This window comes from Nitrospirota bacterium (genome assembly GCA_016235245.1).
Lineage (GTDB): Bacteria > Nitrospirota > Thermodesulfovibrionia > Thermodesulfovibrionales > UBA6898 > UBA6898.
Map to the genome: position 1 here is coordinate 22,565 of JACRLO010000019.1, position 20,756 is coordinate 43,320.

At 50.2% G+C, this 20,756-nt stretch carries 25 protein-coding genes; 7 read left to right on the forward strand and 18 right to left on the reverse strand.

Features of this window, described 5'->3' with window-relative positions:
• Positions 1–22: 22 nt before the first annotated feature.
• Positions 23–1,108, reverse strand: a complete 1,086-nt coding sequence (locus HZB31_08945; protein MBI5848058.1) for a radical SAM protein — start codon at positions 1,106–1,108, stop codon at positions 23–25.
• Positions 1,108–2,097, reverse strand: a complete 990-nt coding sequence (locus tag HZB31_08950; protein MBI5848059.1) for a glycosyltransferase — start codon at positions 2,095–2,097, stop codon at positions 1,108–1,110. Before HZB31_08950 ends, HZB31_08945 begins: the two co-directional genes overlap by 1 nt.
• Positions 2,098–2,712: 615 nt before the next feature.
• Here HZB31_08950 and HZB31_08955 point away from each other — a divergent pair.
• Together HZB31_08955 and secG are read left to right on the forward strand one after the other, a co-directional pair.
• Positions 2,713–3,459, forward strand: a complete 747-nt coding sequence (locus HZB31_08955; protein MBI5848060.1) for a triose-phosphate isomerase — start codon at positions 2,713–2,715, stop codon at positions 3,457–3,459.
• Positions 3,459–3,824: a preprotein translocase subunit SecG gene (gene secG, locus HZB31_08960; protein MBI5848061.1), complete on the forward strand. Its 366-nt coding sequence runs from the start codon at positions 3,459–3,461 to the stop codon at positions 3,822–3,824. The genes HZB31_08955 and secG overlap by 1 nt, the downstream gene beginning before the upstream one ends.
• A 107-nt stretch (positions 3,825–3,931) precedes the next feature.
• On the opposite strand, the gene HZB31_08965 is transcribed toward secG, so the two are convergent.
• The 13 genes from HZB31_08965 to HZB31_09025 all read right to left on the reverse strand — a co-directional run bounded on the left by HZB31_08965 (position 3,932) and on the right by HZB31_09025 (position 13,184).
• Positions 3,932–4,342 (reverse strand): hemerythrin family protein, encoded by a 411-nt coding sequence (locus HZB31_08965; protein ID MBI5848062.1) that lies wholly within the window; start codon positions 4,340–4,342, stop codon positions 3,932–3,934.
• A gap of 206 nt (positions 4,343–4,548) precedes the next feature.
• Positions 4,549–4,710: a cbb3-type cytochrome oxidase assembly protein CcoS gene (gene ccoS / locus HZB31_08970; GenBank protein ID MBI5848063.1), complete on the reverse strand. Its 162-nt coding sequence runs from the start codon at positions 4,708–4,710 to the stop codon at positions 4,549–4,551.
• Positions 4,710–7,169, reverse strand: coding sequence for a heavy metal translocating P-type ATPase (locus HZB31_08975; protein MBI5848064.1), 2,460 nt, complete (start codon positions 7,167–7,169; stop codon positions 4,710–4,712). The genes ccoS and HZB31_08975 overlap by 1 nt, the downstream gene beginning before the upstream one ends.
• A gap of 1 nt (position 7,170) precedes the next feature.
• Positions 7,171–7,692, reverse strand: coding sequence for a sulfite exporter TauE/SafE family protein (locus HZB31_08980; GenBank protein ID MBI5848065.1), 522 nt, complete (start codon positions 7,690–7,692; stop codon positions 7,171–7,173).
• Positions 7,662–7,817, reverse strand: a complete 156-nt coding sequence (locus HZB31_08985; GenBank protein MBI5848066.1) for a sulfite exporter TauE/SafE family protein — start codon at positions 7,815–7,817, stop codon at positions 7,662–7,664. Before HZB31_08985 ends, HZB31_08980 begins: the two co-directional genes overlap by 31 nt.
• A complete protein-coding gene (locus HZB31_08990; GenBank protein ID MBI5848067.1) occupies positions 7,804–8,220 on the reverse strand; it encodes a hypothetical protein in 417 nt (138 codons plus the stop codon). Before HZB31_08990 ends, HZB31_08985 begins: the two co-directional genes overlap by 14 nt.
• The gene (locus tag HZB31_08995; GenBank protein MBI5848068.1) at positions 8,220–8,675 is read right to left on the reverse strand and encodes a FixH family protein; all 456 of its coding nucleotides are present in this window, start codon (positions 8,673–8,675) and stop codon (positions 8,220–8,222) included. The genes HZB31_08990 and HZB31_08995 overlap by 1 nt, the downstream gene beginning before the upstream one ends.
• Positions 8,672–9,874 (reverse strand): 4Fe-4S binding protein, encoded by a 1,203-nt coding sequence (locus HZB31_09000; protein MBI5848069.1) that lies wholly within the window; start codon positions 9,872–9,874, stop codon positions 8,672–8,674. The genes HZB31_08995 and HZB31_09000 overlap by 4 nt, the downstream gene beginning before the upstream one ends.
• A complete protein-coding gene (locus HZB31_09005; GenBank protein ID MBI5848070.1) occupies positions 9,864–10,007 on the reverse strand; it encodes a CcoQ/FixQ family Cbb3-type cytochrome c oxidase assembly chaperone in 144 nt (47 codons plus the stop codon). The genes HZB31_09000 and HZB31_09005 overlap by 11 nt, the downstream gene beginning before the upstream one ends.
• A gap of 204 nt (positions 10,008–10,211) precedes the next feature.
• The gene (locus HZB31_09010) at positions 10,212–10,403 is read right to left on the reverse strand and encodes a hypothetical protein (GenBank protein MBI5848071.1); all 192 of its coding nucleotides are present in this window, start codon (positions 10,401–10,403) and stop codon (positions 10,212–10,214) included.
• Between the two features lie 12 nt (positions 10,404–10,415).
• Complete coding sequence (locus HZB31_09015) at positions 10,416–11,306, reverse strand: cbb3-type cytochrome c oxidase subunit II (protein ID MBI5848072.1); 891 nt, start codon at positions 11,304–11,306, stop codon at positions 10,416–10,418.
• Between the two features lie 10 nt (positions 11,307–11,316).
• Positions 11,317–12,714, reverse strand: coding sequence for a cbb3-type cytochrome c oxidase subunit I (locus HZB31_09020; GenBank protein ID MBI5848073.1), 1,398 nt, complete (start codon positions 12,712–12,714; stop codon positions 11,317–11,319).
• A gap of 56 nt (positions 12,715–12,770) precedes the next feature.
• Positions 12,771–13,184: an Rrf2 family transcriptional regulator gene (locus HZB31_09025; GenBank protein MBI5848074.1), complete on the reverse strand. Its 414-nt coding sequence runs from the start codon at positions 13,182–13,184 to the stop codon at positions 12,771–12,773.
• Positions 13,185–13,479: 295 nt separating this feature from the next.
• Between HZB31_09025 and HZB31_09030 the strand changes: the two genes are divergently transcribed.
• The 3 genes from HZB31_09030 (at position 13,480) to HZB31_09040 (ending at position 14,705) form a co-directional block, all read left to right on the forward strand.
• Positions 13,480–13,674 carry a hypothetical protein gene (locus HZB31_09030; GenBank protein ID MBI5848075.1) on the forward strand — a complete coding sequence of 65 codons (195 nt, stop codon included), beginning with the start codon at positions 13,480–13,482 and terminating at the stop codon, positions 13,672–13,674.
• Between the two features lie 61 nt (positions 13,675–13,735).
• The gene (locus HZB31_09035; protein ID MBI5848076.1) at positions 13,736–14,344 is read left to right on the forward strand and encodes a redoxin domain-containing protein; all 609 of its coding nucleotides are present in this window, start codon (positions 13,736–13,738) and stop codon (positions 14,342–14,344) included.
• A gap of 34 nt (positions 14,345–14,378) precedes the next feature.
• Positions 14,379–14,705 carry a carboxymuconolactone decarboxylase family protein gene (locus HZB31_09040; GenBank protein ID MBI5848077.1) on the forward strand — a complete coding sequence of 109 codons (327 nt, stop codon included), beginning with the start codon at positions 14,379–14,381 and terminating at the stop codon, positions 14,703–14,705.
• A gap of 128 nt (positions 14,706–14,833) precedes the next feature.
• On the opposite strand, the gene HZB31_09045 is transcribed toward HZB31_09040, so the two are convergent.
• The gene (locus tag HZB31_09045; GenBank protein ID MBI5848078.1) at positions 14,834–15,634 is read right to left on the reverse strand and encodes a fused MFS/spermidine synthase; all 801 of its coding nucleotides are present in this window, start codon (positions 15,632–15,634) and stop codon (positions 14,834–14,836) included.
• Between the two features lie 249 nt (positions 15,635–15,883).
• On the opposite strand from HZB31_09045, the gene HZB31_09050 reads away from it, so the two are divergent.
• A complete protein-coding gene (locus HZB31_09050; GenBank protein ID MBI5848079.1) occupies positions 15,884–16,870 on the forward strand; it encodes an ABC transporter ATP-binding protein in 987 nt (328 codons plus the stop codon).
• Positions 16,857–17,624: an ABC transporter permease gene (locus tag HZB31_09055; GenBank protein ID MBI5848080.1), complete on the forward strand. Its 768-nt coding sequence runs from the start codon at positions 16,857–16,859 to the stop codon at positions 17,622–17,624. The genes HZB31_09050 and HZB31_09055 overlap by 14 nt, the downstream gene beginning before the upstream one ends.
• A gap of 47 nt (positions 17,625–17,671) precedes the next feature.
• On the opposite strand, the gene HZB31_09060 is transcribed toward HZB31_09055, so the two are convergent.
• The gene (locus HZB31_09060; GenBank protein MBI5848081.1) at positions 17,672–19,903 is read right to left on the reverse strand and encodes an HD domain-containing protein; all 2,232 of its coding nucleotides are present in this window, start codon (positions 19,901–19,903) and stop codon (positions 17,672–17,674) included.
• Positions 19,904–20,367: 464 nt separating this feature from the next.
• Positions 20,368–20,742, reverse strand: a complete 375-nt coding sequence (locus tag HZB31_09065) for a DsrE family protein (protein MBI5848082.1) — start codon at positions 20,740–20,742, stop codon at positions 20,368–20,370.
• Positions 20,743–20,756 lie beyond the last annotated feature (14 nt).

Genomic DNA, 20,756 nt, shown 5'->3' on the forward strand with positions numbered 1-20,756 from the left:
CTATCAGGTTAGCCCCGGTAAACTACCTGATCTGCAGATATTCACGGGCAAGGGCGGGATACAGACGCGGATTAAAGAGGATGTTGGTCATAAAGTAGCATTCGTGGGTGCAGTAGCACTGGCTGTCTCTGATGCTGTTCAGTATTGCCTTTGCCCTGTCTGAGCGGAGAAGCTTCTGAATATCATACCCGTAATCCCTGATATTCCCCAGGCTTCTCCTCAGGATTTCGCAAGGGAAAACCTCTCCGGTTTCCTCAAGAACAACGTTTAACGCCCCTGCATAACAGGGGATCAGCTGTTTCTGCGCTTCATGAGTCCGGGAGATGAGACTGCGTTGAAGGATGTCCTGCGCTGCCTTGATGCGCGCACCCTGAAACCGATATTTTTTTGCCGATTCTTTTTTCTTCAGGTTTTCTTCAAGCCGCCCGATTGCGTGTTGATACTTACTTCGGTCAATATTGATAAAGCCCTTATCAGACAGGTTTCCCCTGACTAGGGAGATAGTATGGGTCTTTATGCTCTCCATGCTGCCCACAAAATCAATGATCTCATCCATGTGGTCCTGGTTTCCCGAGCAGAAGACCGTATTGATGCCCAGTTCAAAGTTGGGATACGGGTCAAGAAGGTCCTTGAGTCTTTGGTAGGTCTCGATGGTTTTTGAAAAACTGCCGGGAGTATTACGCAGTCTGTCGTGTGTCTCATTCAGTCCGTCCAGCGAGAGTTTCACCGCGATAATGCTCTTTGAACAGTCTTTAAGTATCTGCTCCGTCATTTCCCTGATGCGGCCGGGAAGCATACCGTTGGTAGGAAAAAGCATGATCGAAGGCTTATTGTTTTTGTAGAAGATCCTGCTAATCTCGGGGAGATCATCCCTGAGATAGATCTCTCCGCCCGAGAAGGCAAGCCAGAGCAGATTGCCCAGAGATGACGAAAACTTCCTGATCTCCTCAGAAGAGAGTTCCTGGTCAGAGGCGGTCTGGGCATCTTCAGATCTGAGATGAAAGCAGAAAGGACATTTGGCATTACACTTGCGCGTTATGAAGAACGTAAGATGGATTGGCCTTGTTTTGCTGAAGATGGAGCTTACATGACGGAAGGGAGAATACATTATGCCGCTTTCCTTCTTGCCTGAACATAATAGGCCACGCCTGCTGCGCCGCCGGCCGCAACAGCCAGAGGGTAGACCACTGCATAATAGAGCGCTGCCTTGATGCCGAATGCACGCCCTTTTTCCCTGAAAAAGGCCCTGATCAGAGACCTGCTGACCACAAGATCAAAGGCGAAGACTATGCTCATGCCGGCCAGATAAAAGGTGTCAGGAGAGATGATAAGACAGAGGAAAAAGAACCATAAGAGGGAAGCGCAGAAAACCGTGAATTTCAGTTCGATCGATGCGGTTCCCGAATCTGCCATAAGGTCCCTGTTGCCTATGGAGTAGGCTATCCAGTATTTTGATTTTCTGAAGGCATTGCTGAGGGATGTGCCCAGATTATAGTTGAAGATATGCCTGACCAATATCGCTTTGTCCATGCGGAGACGTTGTCCCGAACGCCTCAGCCTGTGGCTGAATTCCACATCCTCCATGACCGGTCCAAAGTCCTCGGGAAAGCCGCCGCTCCTTTGAAAGTTGTCGCGGCCTATTACCAGTGCATGGCCTGCAATATAGTCAGGTTCCGGTCTTCTGAGCTCTGAATAATTGATGAATATGGATTGGAAAGTGCTGAAAAAGGTGTCGTCAAAGGCAATTGGTGTGTAGCTTCCTCCGATGACATGCTCCTTGTTCCTGTCAAAGGCATGTATCGCATGCAGGATTGTATCGTCCTGGACAACGCAGTCTACATCGATAAAGAAGAGAGCGTTTCCGAGGCTGTTTCCTGCGCCGGTATTGCGCGCCTTTGATGCGCCTTCCTGCCTGTCGAGCCGGATCAGACGGCAGGGGAACCTGTTGATTAATTCAATCGAATTATCCGTAGAGCAGTCATCGACAACGATCACCTCAAAGGGCCGCGGCCTCGCAGAAAATAATGCCTTCAGGCAGGCTTCGATAAAGGCGCTGCCGTTATGGTTGGGAATGATTACCGAGAGCAGTGTACTCATTGGCGTATTATGAATTAAGACCTACTGATATGCCAATTAAATATTTCTCATTTTTGTAGTGGCGTAGTCAGTTGAATGCCGTAGCCGCTACGCCACCGTTGTCTGAGTAGTAGCCTCTCATGCGCAGACCATATGATTATCCGGCAAACAGGAAAACTTATCGGTCTGATTTGCTCGTGTTATACTTCTTGACATCCCAGATAATCGCGGTAAAATATAATCAAGAAAAGGATTTGCGGTACTCCGGACCGGGTGAAACCAAAGGATTAAGCAACTCGGTTAGGGAGCGGGAGTAGGATGCGGTGAGCATGCCTCCTGCAGTGAGGAGGAAGCCTGAAGCGTCTTTCGAAGCCCCCAATTAGAAAACGCTTTTGGTTTCCCGGATCTGGGGCATCGCATGTATCATACTGGAGCCGCTGTAGGGTAAATGGTCATACCCGGCGTGGTTTGGCTCAAAGCTGAGAAGCCGGCGCGTCTTTTATCGCGTTGACCCAAGGACGGCTCCATTATACTTCTTTAAAGGCCGGAAGCGTGGCGATATGCTTCCGGCCTTTTTCTGTTTTTACCTGACAGCTCCTTGACTGAAACAGGCCTATATCATTACAATAACTGTCTATGAAAAGTTTTATCGCAGCGAACTGGAAAATGAACAAGACGATTGCCGAGACTCGGGAGTTTCTGCGCGATTTTATCCCTGAGGTGATGAACGCGGCTGAGGTCGATATCATTATCGCTCCTCCCTTCACTTCTTTGGCTGCTGCCGGAGAGGCCCTGAAGGGAACGAATGTTCAGCTTGCGTCCCAGGACATGTTCTGGGAGGAAAAGGGTGCATATACCGGAGAGATTTCTCCTGCCATGCTCCTTGATGCAGGCTGCAGACATGTCATCATCGGCCACTCGGAGAGACGCCAGTATTTTCATGAGGACGACAGTGTGATTAATAAAAAGGTCAAGGCGGCAAAAAAGGCCGGTCTCGGCGTAATATTCTGCTGCGGCGAGTCTCTTGAGGAGCGTGAAGCGGGCAAGACCTTTGACGTGATCGGCCGTGAGGTCGAGAAGGGTCTTGAAGGTGTTGCCGCTGATAACCTGGTTGTGGCCTATGAGCCTATCTGGGCGATCGGGACAGGCAGGACTGCTTCGCCTGAGCAGGCCCAGGAGGTCCATGCCTTTATCAGGGAGCGTCTCCGGAAATTATATGGCAGCGCTGCCGAAGAAATCCGCATCCTTTATGGCGGAAGCGTGACACCGGAGAACATAGAGATTCTGATGGCTTGCAAGGATGTTAACGGCGGCCTTGTTGGCGGTGCAAGTCTTAAGCCCGACAGTTTTGCTAAATTAGTCTGTTATAAAAAGGAGAAGTAATGCTTTCAACATTGGTTTTGATCGTGCATCTTATTGTCAGTTTATTCCTTATCGTGATCGTGCTTATTCAGGGAGGCAAAGGGTCTGAGATGGGCGCGGCGTTTGGCGGTTCAAGCCAGACGTTGTTTGGCGCGCGGGGAGCCGCGACCTTCTTCAGCAAGCTCACAACCGTTGCGGCTGTTGTATTTATGATCTCGTCTTTTCTTCTTGCAATAGTCCAGTCAAGAAGCGGTTCGATCATGAATTCTGTTCCTGCCGCTACTCAACAGCAGCAGAGCAACATCCCTCAGGGAGCTACCGGCCCTGTACAGGGTCAGCCAGCACAACCTGCTCAACAGTCCGCACCTGCAGCCCCTGCGAAATAGCAGAAATCTGAAAGATCGCTAAAGGGCATATCCCGCATCACGGATGCGGAATATGCCCTTTGTTATTAAGGGGCAGATGATGTTCTGTGCGTGATAACGCACGGCCCTCAGGCAAGCGGTTTTGTTTTAAGGAATGAACCAAGCTCCCGGTCGATCCTGCGGATATGACTTCTCAGCCAATCGATAACGAGCTGATTTGTCATGATGACCGCAGTAAGACCGATGCTGTCGGCTTTCAGATGATCTTTTACTTTTGAGAAGTTCTCCATAAATTTCAGATGCTCGGCCTTGTGATGTTCATACTCAGGGTAATTGAAATGAATCATCTGTTTTTCTTCTTCGGCGAAATGGGTCACGACATAATCCTCCAGAAACTTGACGACGGGAATGACCTCTTCCTTGCCCTTTCCCTTATTGCAGGCTTCGAGAAGGCTATTGATCCTTCGAAATAGTTCCTGGTGCTGGGCATCAATGCGTGACACTCCGGTTGCCAAATCTTCAGTCCATTCTATTGCCATATCACTCCTCCACACAATCCTTAACGTAACTTTGCAGCCAAGGGCTGCTATCTTCTTCAGTCGTTTTGTAGCAGGGCTATTGACCCCAAGCAAGACAAAAAACATCCTAATTCCGTCGACTTCTCTGCAAATCGTGCTTCATCAATTGGATTAAGAGAAGATACCTAAACCGTATGATGCATCGTACCGCTTATGGCCCTGAGTCTCTAAGCCGATGTCCCATGCTCGTCATCATCGTCATCCATCATCCGGTATTTTGGACCCTCAGGATCATCATACTGACCGCTTTTGACGGCCCAGATAAAAAAGAGCCAGGCCCCGATACCAAGCACAAGGGAAAGAAAGATCAGAAAAATGAGGGTCCACATCAGGCTGCCGCTCCTTTTCGTATCCTTAGCGAGTTGAGCACCACAAAGAGGGAACTTGCTGCCATGGCCCCTGCCGCGATGATCGGGTGGAGCACTCCTGTAATGGCAAGAGGTATGGCCACGATATTATAAAAGAAGGCCCAGAAAATATTCTGTCTGATTACGCGGTACGCACGTAACGAGAGGTCCAGGAAATAGGGTATAACTGAAAGATCGCTCCTGACCAGGACAGCGTCTGCACTCTCCATGGCAATATCCGTTCCCTTGCCCATGGCAATCCCTACAAAGGCTTCAGTGAGGGCGGGGGCATCATTGATGCCGTCGCCGACCATTAATAACCGTGCTCCCCTCTGCTGAAGCTCCCTGATATAATCTCTCTTGTCGCCCGGTGACATCTCAGATACAACGTGTTCTATGCCCGCTGCCGAAGCAACCGCGGCCGTAGTGGTTCTGTTGTCTCCGCTGACGACCGCAACACGCTTTCCTCTCAGCAGTATTTCCTTGACCGTATCAACAGATTCTTCCCTCAGACAGTCAGAAACAATAAAGATAACTCTCAGTATCCCGCCCCATCCCATATAGATGACCGTATCTCCTGCCTTTTCATAAGGGAGCGCGAGATTCTCGATCGGCGTGGAAAAGGATGGGGCAATCATGGCGTGGTCTTTCATGAAGGCCTCATTGCCCATTACAATGTCCTTATTGTCTACGGAGCCCTGAATGCCGCGCCCCGGCATGGTCTGGAAATTCCGTACCGGGAAGAAATCCCCATTCCATGCGCTGACAATGGCACGACCGATACTGTGCTCTGACAGGTTTTCCATCGAGGCTGCCATTCTGAGGATATACTGGCTGTCCAGACTGCTGTCAAGCGTCAGTACAGCCTTGAGGGATGGCCTGCCCTCTGTTATGGTGCCGGTCTTGTCAAAGACGACCTGGTCAAGTCTGCTGGTATTCTCGATAACTTCGCCTCCCCTGATCAGTATGCCGCGGGATGATGCCATCGTAGTGAAAACAAGCACGGCAAGGGGTGTTGCAAGGCCGAGGCTGCAGGGGCAGGCAATAACCAGCACTGATACACCGGTCATGAGAGCATCATTCATAGATGCTCCCCTGAAGAAATACACTGCTACGGTTACGAGCGAGGTGATCAGAATGGCAGGCACAAAGTACCCGACGATCCTGTCGGCCAATATCTGGAGGCGCGGCTTGCCTGCCTGTGCATCTTCGACCGCCCTGATGATGCCTGCCAATACCGTCTCTTTTCCGGTGTGCGTCACCTCAAAGATCAGCGTGCCGAAAAGATTCATGCTGCCGCCGATCACCGGGCTGCCCGGGGTTTTTCTGAGCGGTCTCGATTCACCGGTCAGGATCGACTCATCGGTTTCGGACTCGCCATAGACAACCCTGCCGTCAGCAGGAATCCGCTCTCCAGGTATGACCTTCACACGATCGTCTTTTTTTAATGCGGCAAGGGGAACCATCACCGTTTCTTCAGTGCTGAGGTCCTTGGTGCTCCCTTCCGATTTCTGAAGGATTCTCGCTTCCCTGGGCGCAAGCTCGGAGAGCCTCTCGATGGTCTCAGACGCCTTGCCCTTTGCGGTAGACTCTATATAACGGCCAAGCAGTATGAGTGTGATGATCATGGCAGCGGTATCAAAATAGACAGTGCCGCCGATGAATATCTGGTACACGCTGTACATAAACGCCGAGCCTGCACCGATCGAGATGAGAGAATCCATCGTAAAATGAAGATGCCGAAGACCGGAGAGAGTACTGCGTATAAACGGCATGCCTGAATATGCGATCACCGGAATCGTCAGCATCATGGCGATGATCTCAAAAATGATCTTTGTTCCGGAATCGATGCCCTGAAAATATCCGGCATAGAGTGCGATGCTGTATATCATAAGCTGTGAAGAGAGGAAGGCTGCTGTACCGAAGCGCACCAGCAGATCCCGCGACTCTGCCTTCCGTGCCGCGTATTGTTCTGATTCCCGGTATGGTCTTGGGGTGTAACCGATTGCCTGAACTCTCCTCAGGATCTTTTCTAACCCTATGACATCAGGATTCCAGAGTATCTTCGCCCTGTGGGTGGCGAAATTTAGACGCGCAGAGGTAACGCCTTCAGCTCTCAACAAAAACTTCTCGTTCAGCCAGACGCAGGAAGCGCAGCGAATGCCGTCAATAAAGATGTCGATTTCAGAGCCCTGCCCGGTCGACCGCACATCCTCGCCGAAGGCCTTAAGGTCAAGTTCTTTCAGGGGATTGGCCGGGCTGCCCGGTGCATCCCAGTGCCTTTTGTCATAGAAATCGGCCAGGCCTTCGCTCCTGATCAGAAAAAAGACCCCTCTGCAGCCATGACAGCAAAATACATGCTGGCAGCCATCCACGTCCTCACGGATCGCATCCCGTTCGGGAAAGGTGAGGAGGCAATGGTCACAGGTGTTTTTTTGCATTTCAGTATCTGAAGGAGCGATAGATGAGCATCGCTCCGATGATGATCATAATAACGGAAGAGATCCGGTAAAAGCGTTTTCGTATCCATTGTCCCTTGAGTGCTGCGATCCGCCCTATCAGAAAAAGGGAGGGAGCTGTTCCGGTACCGAAGAGAAAAAGCATGAGCATGCCCTTGAGAAATCCCTCTGCTTGACTGTTTGCGCCGGCGCCGGCGCCCGCTGCTGCTATATAGGCGGTATAGAGCAGACCGCAGGGAATGAACCCCGTTGCCATACCTATGGCATAAAACGAGCCTGAAGAATGCGTCCCTGAGATAAACGCTATCGTGCGGTTGATTGCAGTGGACAAGGCTGAAGCAAGACGGTTCTGCCCTGAAGCGCTGTCGCTGCTTCTGCCGAAAGAAAACCAGCCCGTCGCTGCAAGCCCCATAATGATCATCAGTGTGCCGATGCCTGCCATGGTAATATTCTGAAACCTTTCGATGGTTTGAACTACGCCTGCAAATGAACCGGTAAGCCCCATAATGCCGCCGATAAGTTCAGGGCGTAGGTGGCGACAATCGGGCCGCACATGCCGCTGCAGTGTCCGAGCCCGCCAAGCAGGCCAGACCCCAACATAAGCAGATAGATCGAATCACTGGCTAACATGGAATGTATAGGATACCTTGCCGGCCCCCGGAATTGTTACTGCCGCACGCCAGAGTTTTTTGCCGCTGGGGCAGCGGGGAATGATTCCCTTGCCACGAAAGGCTCCGTCCGGGGACTTCTTCAAAATGACTTCGTTTCTGCCCATGTACATGCCGGGCATCGAGATATCGAGAAGCAGTGTCGGTGCACTAATTCTCCCGACACCGCTGACCGTAAAAGTGAGCTCTTTCATGGTCCTTACCGGCCTGGGTGTGATGTCGAATGTGACCTGCCTGCCAGACACGGCGCTGCTGCAGGGCCCCAGATCAATGGAGCAGTCAGGGGTATCAGTTGCGGCAAGAGCAGGGGGATAAGCCGGAAACAATACGCAGCACAGGAAAACGATTGATATGATCAATTGCATCAGGGTCTCTTCTGATTTGCAAAGAGGGTGCGTTCAAACGTGATACTTCTGGAGCTGTCTCTGACCTGAACCTTTGCATCCCAATATCCATAAAGCGGCAGGTCTGCATTTGCGGTATACTGCCCTTGTTCCGTCTTTGCCGCCGCATATGTTTTGTCATAGTCTTTTGACGAGGGTCTGCTGATGCTCAACGCAATCTCAACATCGGAAAGTGGTGTTCCATTTCTGTCTGTGAGCAAAAAACGGATATCGTTTTTCCCTGTCGTAAAAGACGGGTTCAAAACATCCAGTCTCCAGCCTGATGCCTCTTTTTCATGATGTGCCGCGTCATAGGCCAGACCCCGTTCATAGGGTCTGTCTACAACGGTTCCGTCAAATGTCCTGGTGCCTATGACCACAGCGCCGATAACGGCGCTCAGGCCGATAATTGAGACGACAATAAGCAAGAGTTTCATTTGCCCTCCGAAGGAGCTGTAATGCTGAGGATTTTTACGATCTTTGCTGGAGAAGGCTGAGAGGCCTCAAAAATCAGTTCAACGCTCCCGCTTACTTTTCCCGGGATAAAGAGGTAGACCGTTATCCTCCTGTATTCTCCAGCCTTGAGTGCGATCTTCTCCGGAATGACTTTCACGGTCTGCCCTTCAGTCGTGGCAGCTGTCCTGAATTCCATAACGCCTCTGCTTTTGTTCTCAGCTGCCAGGACAAAGGAATTAAGGAGCTCCCCTGTATCGGTAATGCGCGGTTTCATATCATAATTAGGCATGACGGTCAGATCATAGGGATTTCTGGTATACGAATGATAAACGAAGAAGAGAAAGAAAAGGAGCGTTATAACGCCGATAAGCAGAGCGTTCGGCCTCAGGAGATTCCGCTCATTGCCTGGTCTGCCGAAAAAATAGCCGATCAGTCCGGGTTTCTGTTTCTTCTCCATCTTGCCCGAGCAGGTGTCAAGGCATTCTGCGCAGTTAATGCAGGCCGCGTTGATCCCTTTGCGGATATCGATGCCGACAGGACAGACCTTGACACATGCCCTGCAGTCCATGCAGTCGTCCTCTCTCCGTTGGTCAAAGGCAATCACCATGGTGTTGTTGTCGAATAGGGCCCCCTGAAGTTTTGCATAGGGGCAAACGGTCTTACACCAGGTATGCCGCAGAAACGCGTAATCAAGAAATAAAATGACGCTCAGGGATAGCCAGAAGCCCCAGGTGATCAGCCCGAGATGTCCTGCCAGGAGTGCAGGCAAGAAGTCATAGGGAGAGACGAAATACCAGATCAGACTGGCGGCCACCACGATACAGCAAAGGAGGGTGAGGAAGTAAGCCGCTATTTTTTGTGTGATACCCTTTGTGCTCGCCCTGTCCAGAAACGACGTGATGTCGATGATCACGGTCTGCGGACAGAACCATCCGCACCAGATGCGGCCAAAAAGCAGGGTGATAAGGATAATGAGAAAGGTAAGGAAGAAGAGCCCCATAAGGACGATAAAAAATTCATCCATCCAGAGGCTCACGCCGAACACGTGCAGTCTCAGTGATGCAATATCAAAGCGGAGAGCACTCTCTCCATTAATTCTTACAAAGGGGGTCCCCAGGATAACCAGTGCCTGGATAGCTTCTGCAATGCGGCGCCAGGGCTGAATCCTCTTAATTGTCATCTTCGAACATCTTGTACTTCGGGTCCTCCACTTTTTTGTGTCTTTTTCTGGAATAGTAAAAGGCAATGATAATGCCGAACAGAATAACAAGCGTCAGACCGAAGACAAAATATGCAATGCCTTGAGCATTCATTACTTTTTGTTTCCCCTCATCATGAAGTAAAGGATAACGATTGCGGTTGTCGGTATTACCGTAAAGGCGATGGTTGCAAGTATTGAAATATCCATATAAACCTCCTGTTTTTTTGTGTCAGTGTCAGATAAGAAAAGTGGGCAGTGTCAGTGATCAGTTTCTGTCTATTGTGAAACTAACCACTGACACTGCTGTTATTGCTTCTTATTTCTTTACGGATTCCTCATAAGCTCCGGACTGGGTCCATCCGCTGATCGACGGCGAATACATCGCAAAATAGTAGATGCCCCAGAGGATAAGACCCCAGAAGAGGATCAGCCAGCCCACAGGAAGTTTTCTGGCCGTGTCCTTTGCTTCAAAATCTTCAACGTTGGTATCGTCAAAATCTTCTGCCATGGCTTCCTCCTGTTATTGTGCATGCTGTTCGTGTCTGATGTACCAGACAAGCGACCAGATCGTATTTTTGTCAAACTGTGTTCCATAGGGCGGCATTCCTCCCTGCGTGCCGTCTGCAATGATCGTGAATATCTGTCCATCAGTCACGCTGCCTTCCTTACCGAGCCAGATGTTGTCCTGAATGCTCGGTCCTATGCCGCCTTTGCCGTCTTTGCCGTGGCAGGACTCACAGTTTTCCTTGAAGATGCGCTCCCCCAGCTCATGGGTCTTTGAATCTTCTGCAAGAGGGTTCTTCTCATCAAAAGGAATCGTGACAACGGCAGGAGCTTTCGCAACTGCTATGCCGATTACCTGCATATAGGCGACAAGTGCATCAAGCTCTGTCATGGTCGATAGGGCTGCAATCTCATCCTTGGTATAGGGGAACCCATTAGCCTTCATATGGGCTTCCATGTCTGAGGGATCGAGCTTGCTGTCTTTCAGCCAGCCGTATTTAGGCATATTCGACTGGGCAAATATAGCCTGCGGATCGGTAAAATGTCTGTAATGCCAGGCGTCCGGATATTTCCTGCCGATACGCGCAAGGTCAGGGCCGGTCCTCTTTGAGCCCCAGAGGAACGGACGGTCATACGCGAACTCGCCGGCCTTTGAGTAATCGCCATAGCGCATCACTTCTGTTTTCAGTGGTCTTACGGTCTGTGTATGGCAGTTATTGCAGCCTTCACGCTGATAGATGTCCTTGCCGGCCAACTGAAGCGCTGTGTAGGGCTTCAGGTTTTCAAGCTTCGGATGCATGCCCTCAGTGAACATGGGGAAAAAGACGGTTGCGATCGTGCCGATAAGGATGACGACCGCAGCTACGATGGCGAACATGATCGGTTTTCTGTAGATTTCACCAGCCATGGTCCACCCCCTATGCCCGCGATGCCGCAAGTGCTTTGCCCTTGCGCATCGTCATAAAGATATTGTAGATAAAGAAGAGCATGCCGACCGTGAAGATCAGACCTGCAACCGTTCTGAGCTGCCAGAAGGGATAGTTCTTTACCAGCCCTTCCATGAACGTGTATTTGAGGCTTCCGTCAGCGTTCGTTGCCTTCCAGAGCGCGCCCTGCTGAATGCCCGTGATCCACATCGTGACCGAGAACATGAGCTGGCCGATCAGCACAAGCCAGAAATGGGTGTTTGCCACCTTGATGCTGTAGATCTCGGTGTTATAGATCTTCGGGATAATGTAATAGACGGATGCGGCTACGGTCATCGTGACCCAGCCCATGGTGCCCATATGAACATGTCCCGGGACCCAGTCAGTGTAATGGATGAGTGAGCTCACGACCCTTATTGCCTGGGTAGGACCCTGCACGGTCTGCAGCCCGTAGAAGGTGATTCCCATAATGAAGAATTTTGTCAGATAGTTGGTCTGCATCTTGGACCAGTCAGAGCCAACCGTGTAATATCCGTTGACAACCGAGCCCCAGGACGGAGCGATCAGAAACAGCGTAAAAACGATGCCCAGGGTCTGGATCCAGTCAGGAAGGGGTGTGTACACAAGATGATGCGCGCCTGTCCAGAGATAGGCGAATACCAGAGACCAGAAGGCTATGATCGCGAGTCTGTGGCTGAAGATCGGCAGCCCCGTTGACTTTGGCAGGAAATAGTAGAACATTGCCAGTATGGGTGTTGTGAAGATGAAGCCGACGGCATTATGGCCATACCACCATTCTACGTTGGCGCTGTTTACCCCTGTAAAGAGATGGTAGGATTTGAAGAGACCCGCCGGGATCGAGAGGTTGTTGACAATATAGAGCACGGCAACGGCAATGACCGTTGCGATGATATACCAGAGCGAGATATACATCTGCTGCTCTTTCCTCTTGATGATCGTGCCGAAGACATTGACCGCAAAGATGACCCAGAGGATCACGACCCCGATATCAAGGGGCCATTCAAGTTCAGCGTACTCAAGGGACTGGTTCATTCCCATGAAGAGGCTGACGGCTGCCAGCGCTATTGCAGCATTAAAGAGATAAAGATGAAACCGTGCGAGTTTCGGGAAAAGAAGAGGCCTCTTGGTCAGCCTCATTACAATGTAGTAAGAAATGCCGAAGATCGCCCCAATGCCGAGCCCGAAAGCGAGCCCGTTTGTGTGTACTACTCTCAGTCTTCCATAGGTGAAAAAGGGCGGTATATTCAGTTCAGGCTTCCACAACTGGATCGAGATCCAGAGCCCGATGAGAATACCGACCACTCCCCAGAAGATCGAGGAGACGATAAAGCCTTTTACCGTCTGGTGGTCATACTGATAGTCAGTCATGCCGGAAATCCTCCTTTGACAAATAATTCTGAATAAGCCTCAAAGAAGCTTTATGATTATCTTGATTTCTTTGTTGTTGCCGCAATTTCGGCAAAGTTATGTTTTCTGAGCAGTTCATTGACCTCTCCCCTGAGTGTTATCCATACGGTATGCACCGCGCAGGTCTTGCTGAACCCGCAGACTGAGCTGTCGACAGCACAGGTGTTGAGGGCAACAACGCCTTCGATCGCCTCTATGACGTCTAACAGGTTGATATCCTCCGGGGCCCTGTTCAGCTGGAACCCGCCCTTGACACCTCTGAAGGATTTGACCACTCCGGCCTTTACCAATTTCTGAAGGATCTTTGCCAGAAAGCTTTTCGGTGTTGCCATTTCACGCGAAATCTCATCAACCATGACAACCTTGTCGGTCTGGCCTGAGAGATATAGTACGCAACGCATGGCATAATCTGTTTCCCGTGTTATCTGCATGTTTTCGTCATCTCCCTATCGTATTTCAGGACTGTTCAACTCTTGATTGCTGATCCAATCATATCAAATCATGATTATTAAGCAAGATGAAAATAAGTTAATATAAGATTAATTTACTCTTGATTAAATTCTATGTCAAGCATAAAATAAGACTAATATAATCCAATTTTAAGGAGATACGCATGGCACGATCGTTCAGAGATAAAAAAGTGAAGTAAATACAGGGAGATAGAAAAAATAGGTATTCATCAGGGCCGAAAAAACAGTTTCGGCTTTATCATGGTTCTATGATAGGATGAAACAGAAAGGAGCGCTTGAGATGAAAGATATCAGGATAATATATAGCAGTGTGGAAGAGATGGTTCGTATCCCTGAATCCGTCACCTGCCCCAAGTGCGGTGGCCAGATAGGGCTCTGGACAGAGTCGATCATCACGATATGCTGGTTTTGCGGATTTCATCTCTTCAGGAAAGAGGCGATCATCAATTAGCGTTATACCTTAGGGTCATCGGCCCGAAAAATCATATTGATCAGCATATGGAGGAAAGATTATGAGCGAACACTATGGCATTAAAGTTGGAGAACTGGTCCCGGATTTCAAGATCGAGACGTATGAACCGTCAAGAGGTGACTTTGGAGAGATCAGCCTGGCAGAACTGAAGGCAAATAAGAAATGGACGGTGCTGTTCTTCTATCCGGCCGATTTCACCTTTGTCTGAGCTACTGAATTCGCTGCTCTGGCAGAGCAGCACGAGAATTTCAAGGCAGCCGGCTCTGAACTTATTACTGTCAGCACCGATACGAAATTCGTACATCTTGCCTGGCAAAAGGATGAAAAGATGCTCGAAAAGGTGAAATACACCATGGGCTCAGATCCGAATGCGAGACTCTCAAAACTCTTCGGTGTATACGACAGAGAGGCCGGACTTGATCTGCGGGGAACTTTTGTCATCAGCCCTGAAGGCAAGGTCATGAACGCGGAAGTGAACTTCTTTAATCTCGGAAGAAATATCGAGGAGATCCTCCGCAAGGTGAAGGCGAACAGCTATCTTGCCGCTCATCAGAATGAGGGCTGCCCTGCAAAATGGCAGAAAGAAGGCGACAAGACTCTTACGCCGTCTGCCCAACTGGTAGGCAAAGTATTCGAAGCCCTGAAATAGTGGTAAAATACTCCTAAAACGAGGAGGGTTAGGCATGGCTACATTACCGAATCAGTTTATGAGCATCAGGAAGAGGTTTGAGAAGTTTTTTAAGGCTGTTGAAAATGTAGGAAAAGAGGCAAAGGCTGCAGGTCCGCTCAATAAGAAGACCGCACATCTGATACAGCTTGCTGCAGCAGCGGCAAGCCGCTCTGAGGGTGCTGTTCATTCGCATACCCGGAGAGCGCTTGAGGCAGGGGCAAAACCTGCTGAGGTGTACCATGCGATTATCCTGCTGACAAGCACAATCGGCTTCCCGACGGTTTCAGCAGCACTCTGCTGGGCTGATGACGTTATCGGTGAAAAGGCAAAGAAAAAGTAAGCTATAGCGTTCTTAGTCAAAAATAGAGGTGAACAGGAAGCTGTTCACCTCTATTTTTTTGTGGATGAGGCGTTCAACTGCGATCGATAAAATTCAGGAGCAGGCAGGCCTGATTTAGCTCTTCATGCTTATTGATCCTGATCGTCAAAATTCTGCCAATAAAGATGTTTCAGATACCTGGGGAAATTGATCCGGTGCTTACGCTGCAGATCTGCGGCTGTGCAACGGTAATCCGGCAGATGACGACAGGCCGCAGGATTTTCAAAGCCGAAGGCAACTGCATTCCGATACGACTCAGAGAGCAGGAGCTTTAACGTATTATTTTCAAAAGCATCCTGAATTGATTTGTACAGTGCATGAAAGTCATGTTTGGGACTGTTCCATAAATTCATGATGAATACTCCGTTTTTGTTCAGCTGCATGCGGCAGGAGGACAGAAAATCCTTGTCAAGAAGAGGGGCAGCAGGGCCAGTTTCATCAAATGCGTCGACGATGATTATATCGTAGTTATGGGAATACGCCCTGCGGAGTCCAATAAAATCTTCGCCTGCTGCATGAAATATCCGTAAATTTGTATTGTCCGCCGGAAGGCGAAAATAATCCTTTGAGAGATCGATAACCTGTTGCCTGATTTCGACAACATCTATGGCAGAATCCGGCAATGCCTTCAGCAGGAAGTGGACCAGCGAACATCCGCCAAGGCCGATTAGGAGAACCGATTCTGGCTCGCACTTAAAGAGCAGCCCGCTCATCATAGCCTCATTGTAGTCTTCCAAAAGTAGATCAGGCCTGTCAGTCTGAATAGTACTTTGAATTATTCCTTCACCGAAGTAGAGGGTGCGCTTATTGCCTTCCTCAGCAATGATGATCTCTCCATATTCATCACGACGCCGGCAGATTTCGTCGCCTTTTATTCTGTCTTTCCCCATTTTAGGTATCCAGTTATTATGTCGTTAGAATCATGCATCTGTGGATATATGCTTTTCCCGCATGATGATGTATCCATGAATATCTGCACTTGGTCATCGGTGAATGCATAAGAGGGATGGCTTTATCTCTGTTGCCCCCTGCGTAAGTCTAATGAAACAATCGGGAAATGTAAATAAATAATGTAAGTGATGGTCAGGTGATCTTATCGTCGATTCGCAGGTCTGAGCGTATTTCTGGTAAAATTTCAGATGGCCATGATACGTGTCGAGAACCTGGTAAAGAAATTCGGGAACATAACCGCAGTAGATAATGTCTCCTTTGATGTTGAAGAGGGGACGATCTTCGGTTTTCTCGGCCCAAACGGCGCAGGCAAGACAACCACCATCAGCATTCTCTGCACACTCCTTTCCCCTACCTCCGGCAGGACCTTCATTAACGGTTTTGACTGCAACCAGGAATCGTCAAAGGTGCGAAGCGCCATCGGCATTGTCTTTCAGGACAGTTCGCTCGACAAGGACCTCACAGCCCGGGAAAATCTTGTCTTCCATGCCTATCTGTACAATGTCCCAAAGTCGGATCGGAAGCAGAGGGTGGAGGAAGCCCTGCAGTTCGCAGGTCTTACCGACCGTGCAGACGACCTGGTAAAGAAATTTTCCGGGGGCATGAAGCGTAGGCTTGAGGTCGCACGCGGTCTTATCCACAGGCCAAAGGTGCTCTTCCTCGACGAACCGACACTCGGCCTTGACCCCCAAAGCAGGGCAAGCCTCTGGGAGTTCATTAAGGGCCTGCAGGAAAAACATAAGGTAACGATCTTTATGACAACGCATTACATGGAGGAGGCAGAGGTCTGCGACAAGATTGCGATCATTGACCGGGGCCGGATCATTGCCTCAGGTACGCCTGCCGAATTGAAGAAGATCGTCGGCGGTGACGTGATCTATCTCAGGACCACGGACAACGGCAAGGCGATGGCGGATATTAAAAAGCTCTTTGATACGGAGGTGTCCGAGAAAGAGGGAGAGATCTTTATATCTGCCATGAAAGGGGAAGCCTGCATCCCTGCCCTGATCAGGGAGGTCGGCGATAGCGTCCTTTCCGTGCGCATGCAGAGGCCGACGCTGAACGATGTTTTTCTCAAACTCACCGGCAAGGAGATCCGCGAAGGGAGCGGCGCAGGCAATGATGACATAAAGACCATGGTGCGCTCATACAGGAAACGGCATGATCGAGACTAATGTGATCTATGTGATCGTTGCCCGTGAATTCAAGAAATTCATCCGGGAAAAGAGCAGGCTCGTCTCTACGCTGGCCCGTCCGCTGCTCTGGCTGTTTCTTATCGGCGGTGGTATGTCGCGACTCGTTCCCGCAGGAGAGAATGTCTCCTACATACAGTTTATATTCCCAGGCATCCTTGGCATGACCGTTCTTTTTACGGCTATTTTTTCCTCCATTTCGATCATATGGGACAAGGAGTTCGGATTCATGAAGGAGATCCTCGTGGCGCCGGTATCCAGGTTTTCCGTTGTGATAGCCAAGGCGACAAGCGGGATGGTGCTCTCGACGTTCCAGGCGATCATCGTCCTCTGCCTCTTCCCTGTTATCGGGCTGAGGCTTGACCCGCTGCAGGTGATCGGCGTCATCCTTGTATCTGCAATCCTTTCCTTTGCCCTTGCCGCCTTTGGAATCCTGCTTGCTTCGTTTTATGAGAACTACGAGAGCTTCAGCGTGATCATGAATTTTATCGTGATGCCGATGTTCTTCCTGTCCGGCGCGATGTATCCGGTAAAGCTCCTGCCGGATGTGCTGAAGTTTATTTCGAAGTTGAACCCGCTCACCTATGGCGTTGATGCGCTCAAGAACATTGTTTTTCCGCATGAGACAGGGCGGATGAGCGCAGACTTTTCGCTCTCCCTGGATGTCCTTGTTATCTGCAGCCTGGCCGTGGTCTTTGTGTTTGTGGCAGGGAAGGTTTTTGAAAGAAAGCAGTAATGTCTCACCGCACATGAACCGAGTTCAGGCGCTGAGTCCGGTCCTGTCTATTCCATCCGGGGCAGCAGGGAGATGAAACGCTCCACGATCTCAGGATCGAACTGTGTGCCTGCATGTTTTATCAGTTCTTCCTTTGCCACCTGGATGGGAAGCGGGTCCCTGTAGGGTCTTTTCGACATCATCGCATCCCAGGAGTCGGCGATACCTATGATCCTGGCTTTTAATGGTATCTCTCTGCCCTTGAGGCCATGCGGGTAGCCTGAACCGTCGTATTTTTCATGGTGATGCCGTATCGCCGGCAGGACCGGCTTCAGGAAATGGATCGGTTCGAGTATCTGCATGCCTCGTTCAGGGTGGGAGCGTATCTCTCTCTGTTCCTCCCCGTCAAGGCGGCCATTCTTTCTGAGAATTTCTCTGCCGATACCGATCTTTCCTACATCGTGCAGTGCTGCCGCAAACCTGAGATGTTCTTTTTCCTGTGCGCTTAAACCCATGGCGTCTGCCATCCTCATGCTCAGGGCAGCTACCCGTTCGCTATGGCCTCCCGTATAGGGGTCTTTCGCCTCTATAGCATTGGCAAGCGCGGTGACCGTCTGAAGATAGGAGGTCTCGATATCGTCGAAAAGCCGGCTGTTGACGATGCCGGATGAGATGATGTCAGAGAGGAACTGGAAAAACTCAATCTCGTCATCACTGTAGTGATGCGCCTCATCGGATGTCAGGTACAGTATCCCGGTGATCTGATCCTTTGCCTTCAGCGGTATTGCGATCTCGGTCATCGTATCGATCGGCATATCGAAGGGATTTTCTCTCGAATAATTGACGAGGGTCCGGCCCATGAGAAGCGCTTTGTGAAGATTGCTGCCATCGATCTTCAGCCGTTCTCCCAGGTGGCCGCTTCTGAAACCCGAAACCATCTTCGGTATCAGTACAACACTTGAAAAAAAGGCACAGCTGCTGCAGGCATCGAACTTGTCAGTCTGGTTCAGCGGCGCGTGATGCGTGTGGCAGTGATTGTGCTCCCAGCATGCTGTTGCAGATAATCCGTCAGGGCATGACGCTGAGCCTCCATGGCACATAGTGCCTGACAACGACCAGCAGTTCAGTCCGGACCCGTAGGCCGGGCAGTTATGAGCACTGCAATTGAAATATTTGTAACACCGCGTCTCAATATCCTCTTCGAGAAGGAGTACGACGCCGACTTTGAGGTTCGTAATATCCAGGATGATGCTGAGGCTCAGAGACAGCGTCTGCTCAAGCTGCAGGGTGGAAGTGGTCAGCCGGGAAGCATTCAGCAGGGTACTGAGCTTCGTATTACTTTTTACCAGCTCCTGGTTGAGTCCCTCGGTCTCGAGAATATGCTGTGCCGTGTCCTCCTCGTGTTTCTTCAGTGCAGAGCTCATCCGGTTGAACGCATCGGTCAGTTGGACAAGTTCATCCCCGCGCTGCTCTCTGTATACCCGGCATGTTCGACAATTGCCGTGTTCCAGGGCAAACTGGCCGGACGGGATGCCCTGACAGAGAGTCCCTGTCGTCAGCCAGCATGGTATCGTGGAATTTTCATAGGAAGGACAGTCCTTCTGCACGCAGTTATGAAATTTTCGGCAGTTGATGCGCCTCGGTCTGTGAAAGACAAAGTCACCACTGGAGATACGGTCTGCGGCAGCGGTGAGTCCGCGTATGGGAGAAAGAAGCATTTTCCTGCTCAGCACGACCAGAACACCCGACAGGGTAAGGGCTGCCATGAGGCCGAACCACGACATTCTTTTGGCAAGGTCAGTGATATTTTTGGCAATATCGCCCTCGAAAACCGCTACCACCACTACCCCGCGCACCGCTGCATCGTCCTGGTGGCAATTACGGCAGGCTGCTTCGTTCATTAACGGCGTCAGAAAATAGCGCGATCCCTCTGATGCATAGTTGAGTTCCGCACCATTGGCGAGGTTTGCAAGCAGCTCTTTTTTTATGGGCAATGGATCACCTGGTATGCCAAAGGCGCTGCTTCCGTCGGCCTTAAGCACTGCCAGTGCTCTTACGGAGTCTATATCTTTCAGAAGGCCTATCAGTCGCTGCGTTTCTTCCGGACGCCCCATGATCATATTGTCACGGATCGTTCTATGGATAACGGTGGTAACCATTTTTGCGTTGCGCTGATGGTCTTCTTCGATCAGTGTGGTTTCGCGTCGGATCACCAGCAGGCCGAGGACCGAGATGACCGTGACTACCGCAGCGATGACCACGGAGATGAACTTCGCTTCGATGCCGAGTCTACGCAGCATACGCTTCGGGGAAAGAACGAGTCGGGTTGAGCCGGAAAAGCGGGAGCCCCTCGAGCCCCGGCACTGTATAAGGCTTATTGGAAAACAAGAGAAAATCTCTCTCTCTTGTCACCTGTACAGTTGCCGTAACTCCCGGTATATTACCCCCCCTAGGGGTGACAATCCATCGGAGCTGACACAGAAGCTCCTCGATGCAGAAAAACAATGAAATCCCCCTTCTTTAAAAGGGACTAATTTAGTCGCGTATGGCTTTTTTGTCAAGGTCTGCATTACGACTGCAGGCCGAGAGGGTGAAGAATATTTGTGGGGACGATATAGAATGGAGGGCTTCCACAATATCGTGTTCCTCCTATGTCATAAGAAGCTCGAGACGACCATGATTTATTCCTATCTGCTGAGGAATATGAGTTATGTCCCCAAACGCCCGCTGTATGCAGGCGATGGGAAGACCGGCCACTGACAGATCAGAACGTGAGCCCCTGCCGTTCCATCAGCAGCTCGCCCAAATATGATCCTGGTTTGACCGATGCGTTTTTGATCAGTTCAACCTTATCCAGATCATAGTGCTTTACGCAGGAAGCACAGATATAGAACTTGCAGTCAAAGTCCTCAATAAGTGTTGTCATCAGCTGATGAAGTGGCGAGAACTCGTCCTTTTTCTGATACGTCAGTGTCTCTGCAAAACCCTTTTTGCCCAATAGCGCGCCGTTGTCCATAAGAAAGAAGTCAATTTCGGCTTCAAAGGCTTTCATGTTCGTTGCAAGCTGGAATGCACCTGCTATGAGATCAGGCCTGTCGAATGACTGGGTAATAATAAATATGAATTTTTTGTTAGCCATAGTGTCTCCTTCGT

Excerpts from the sequence above, each read along its gene's own strand:
- HZB31_08945 (MBI5848058.1), bottom strand. The coding sequence starts at position 1,108 with ATGTATTCTCCCTTCCGTCATGTAAGCTCCATCTTCAGCAAAACAAGG.
- HZB31_08950 (MBI5848059.1), bottom strand. The coding sequence starts at position 2,097 with ATGAGTACACTGCTCTCGGTAATCATTCCCAACCATAACGGCAGCGCC.
- HZB31_08955 (MBI5848060.1), top strand. The coding sequence starts at position 2,713 with ATGAAAAGTTTTATCGCAGCGAACTGGAAAATGAACAAGACGATTGCC.
- secG (MBI5848061.1), top strand. The coding sequence starts at position 3,459 with ATGCTTTCAACATTGGTTTTGATCGTGCATCTTATTGTCAGTTTATTC.
- HZB31_08965 (MBI5848062.1), bottom strand. The coding sequence starts at position 4,342 with ATGGCAATAGAATGGACTGAAGATTTGGCAACCGGAGTGTCACGCATT.
- ccoS (MBI5848063.1), bottom strand. The coding sequence starts at position 4,710 with ATGTGGACCCTCATTTTTCTGATCTTTCTTTCCCTTGTGCTTGGTATC.
- HZB31_08975 (MBI5848064.1), bottom strand. The coding sequence starts at position 7,169 with ATGCAAAAAAACACCTGTGACCATTGCCTCCTCACCTTTCCCGAACGG.
- HZB31_08980 (MBI5848065.1), bottom strand. The coding sequence starts at position 7,692 with ATGGGGCTTACCGGTTCATTTGCAGGCGTAGTTCAAACCATCGAAAGG.
- HZB31_08985 (MBI5848066.1), bottom strand. The coding sequence starts at position 7,817 with ATGTTAGCCAGTGATTCGATCTATCTGCTTATGTTGGGGTCTGGCCTG.
- HZB31_08990 (MBI5848067.1), bottom strand. The coding sequence starts at position 8,220 with ATGCAATTGATCATATCAATCGTTTTCCTGTGCTGCGTATTGTTTCCG.
- HZB31_08995 (MBI5848068.1), bottom strand. The coding sequence starts at position 8,675 with ATGAAACTCTTGCTTATTGTCGTCTCAATTATCGGCCTGAGCGCCGTT.
- HZB31_09000 (MBI5848069.1), bottom strand. The coding sequence starts at position 9,874 with ATGACAATTAAGAGGATTCAGCCCTGGCGCCGCATTGCAGAAGCTATC.
- HZB31_09005 (MBI5848070.1), bottom strand. The coding sequence starts at position 10,007 with ATGAATGCTCAAGGCATTGCATATTTTGTCTTCGGTCTGACGCTTGTT.
- HZB31_09010 (MBI5848071.1), bottom strand. The coding sequence starts at position 10,403 with ATGGCAGAAGATTTTGACGATACCAACGTTGAAGATTTTGAAGCAAAG.
- HZB31_09015 (MBI5848072.1), bottom strand. The coding sequence starts at position 11,306 with ATGGCTGGTGAAATCTACAGAAAACCGATCATGTTCGCCATCGTAGCT.
- HZB31_09020 (MBI5848073.1), bottom strand. The coding sequence starts at position 12,714 with ATGACTGACTATCAGTATGACCACCAGACGGTAAAAGGCTTTATCGTC.
- HZB31_09025 (MBI5848074.1), bottom strand. The coding sequence starts at position 13,184 with ATGCAGATAACACGGGAAACAGATTATGCCATGCGTTGCGTACTATAT.
- HZB31_09030 (MBI5848075.1), top strand. The coding sequence starts at position 13,480 with ATGAAACAGAAAGGAGCGCTTGAGATGAAAGATATCAGGATAATATAT.
- HZB31_09040 (MBI5848077.1), top strand. The coding sequence starts at position 14,379 with ATGGCTACATTACCGAATCAGTTTATGAGCATCAGGAAGAGGTTTGAG.
- HZB31_09045 (MBI5848078.1), bottom strand. The coding sequence starts at position 15,634 with ATGGGGAAAGACAGAATAAAAGGCGACGAAATCTGCCGGCGTCGTGAT.
- HZB31_09050 (MBI5848079.1), top strand. The coding sequence starts at position 15,884 with ATGGCCATGATACGTGTCGAGAACCTGGTAAAGAAATTCGGGAACATA.
- HZB31_09055 (MBI5848080.1), top strand. The coding sequence starts at position 16,857 with ATGATCGAGACTAATGTGATCTATGTGATCGTTGCCCGTGAATTCAAG.
- HZB31_09060 (MBI5848081.1), bottom strand. The coding sequence starts at position 19,903 with ATGCTGCGTAGACTCGGCATCGAAGCGAAGTTCATCTCCGTGGTCATC.
- HZB31_09065 (MBI5848082.1), bottom strand. The coding sequence starts at position 20,742 with ATGGCTAACAAAAAATTCATATTTATTATTACCCAGTCATTCGACAGG.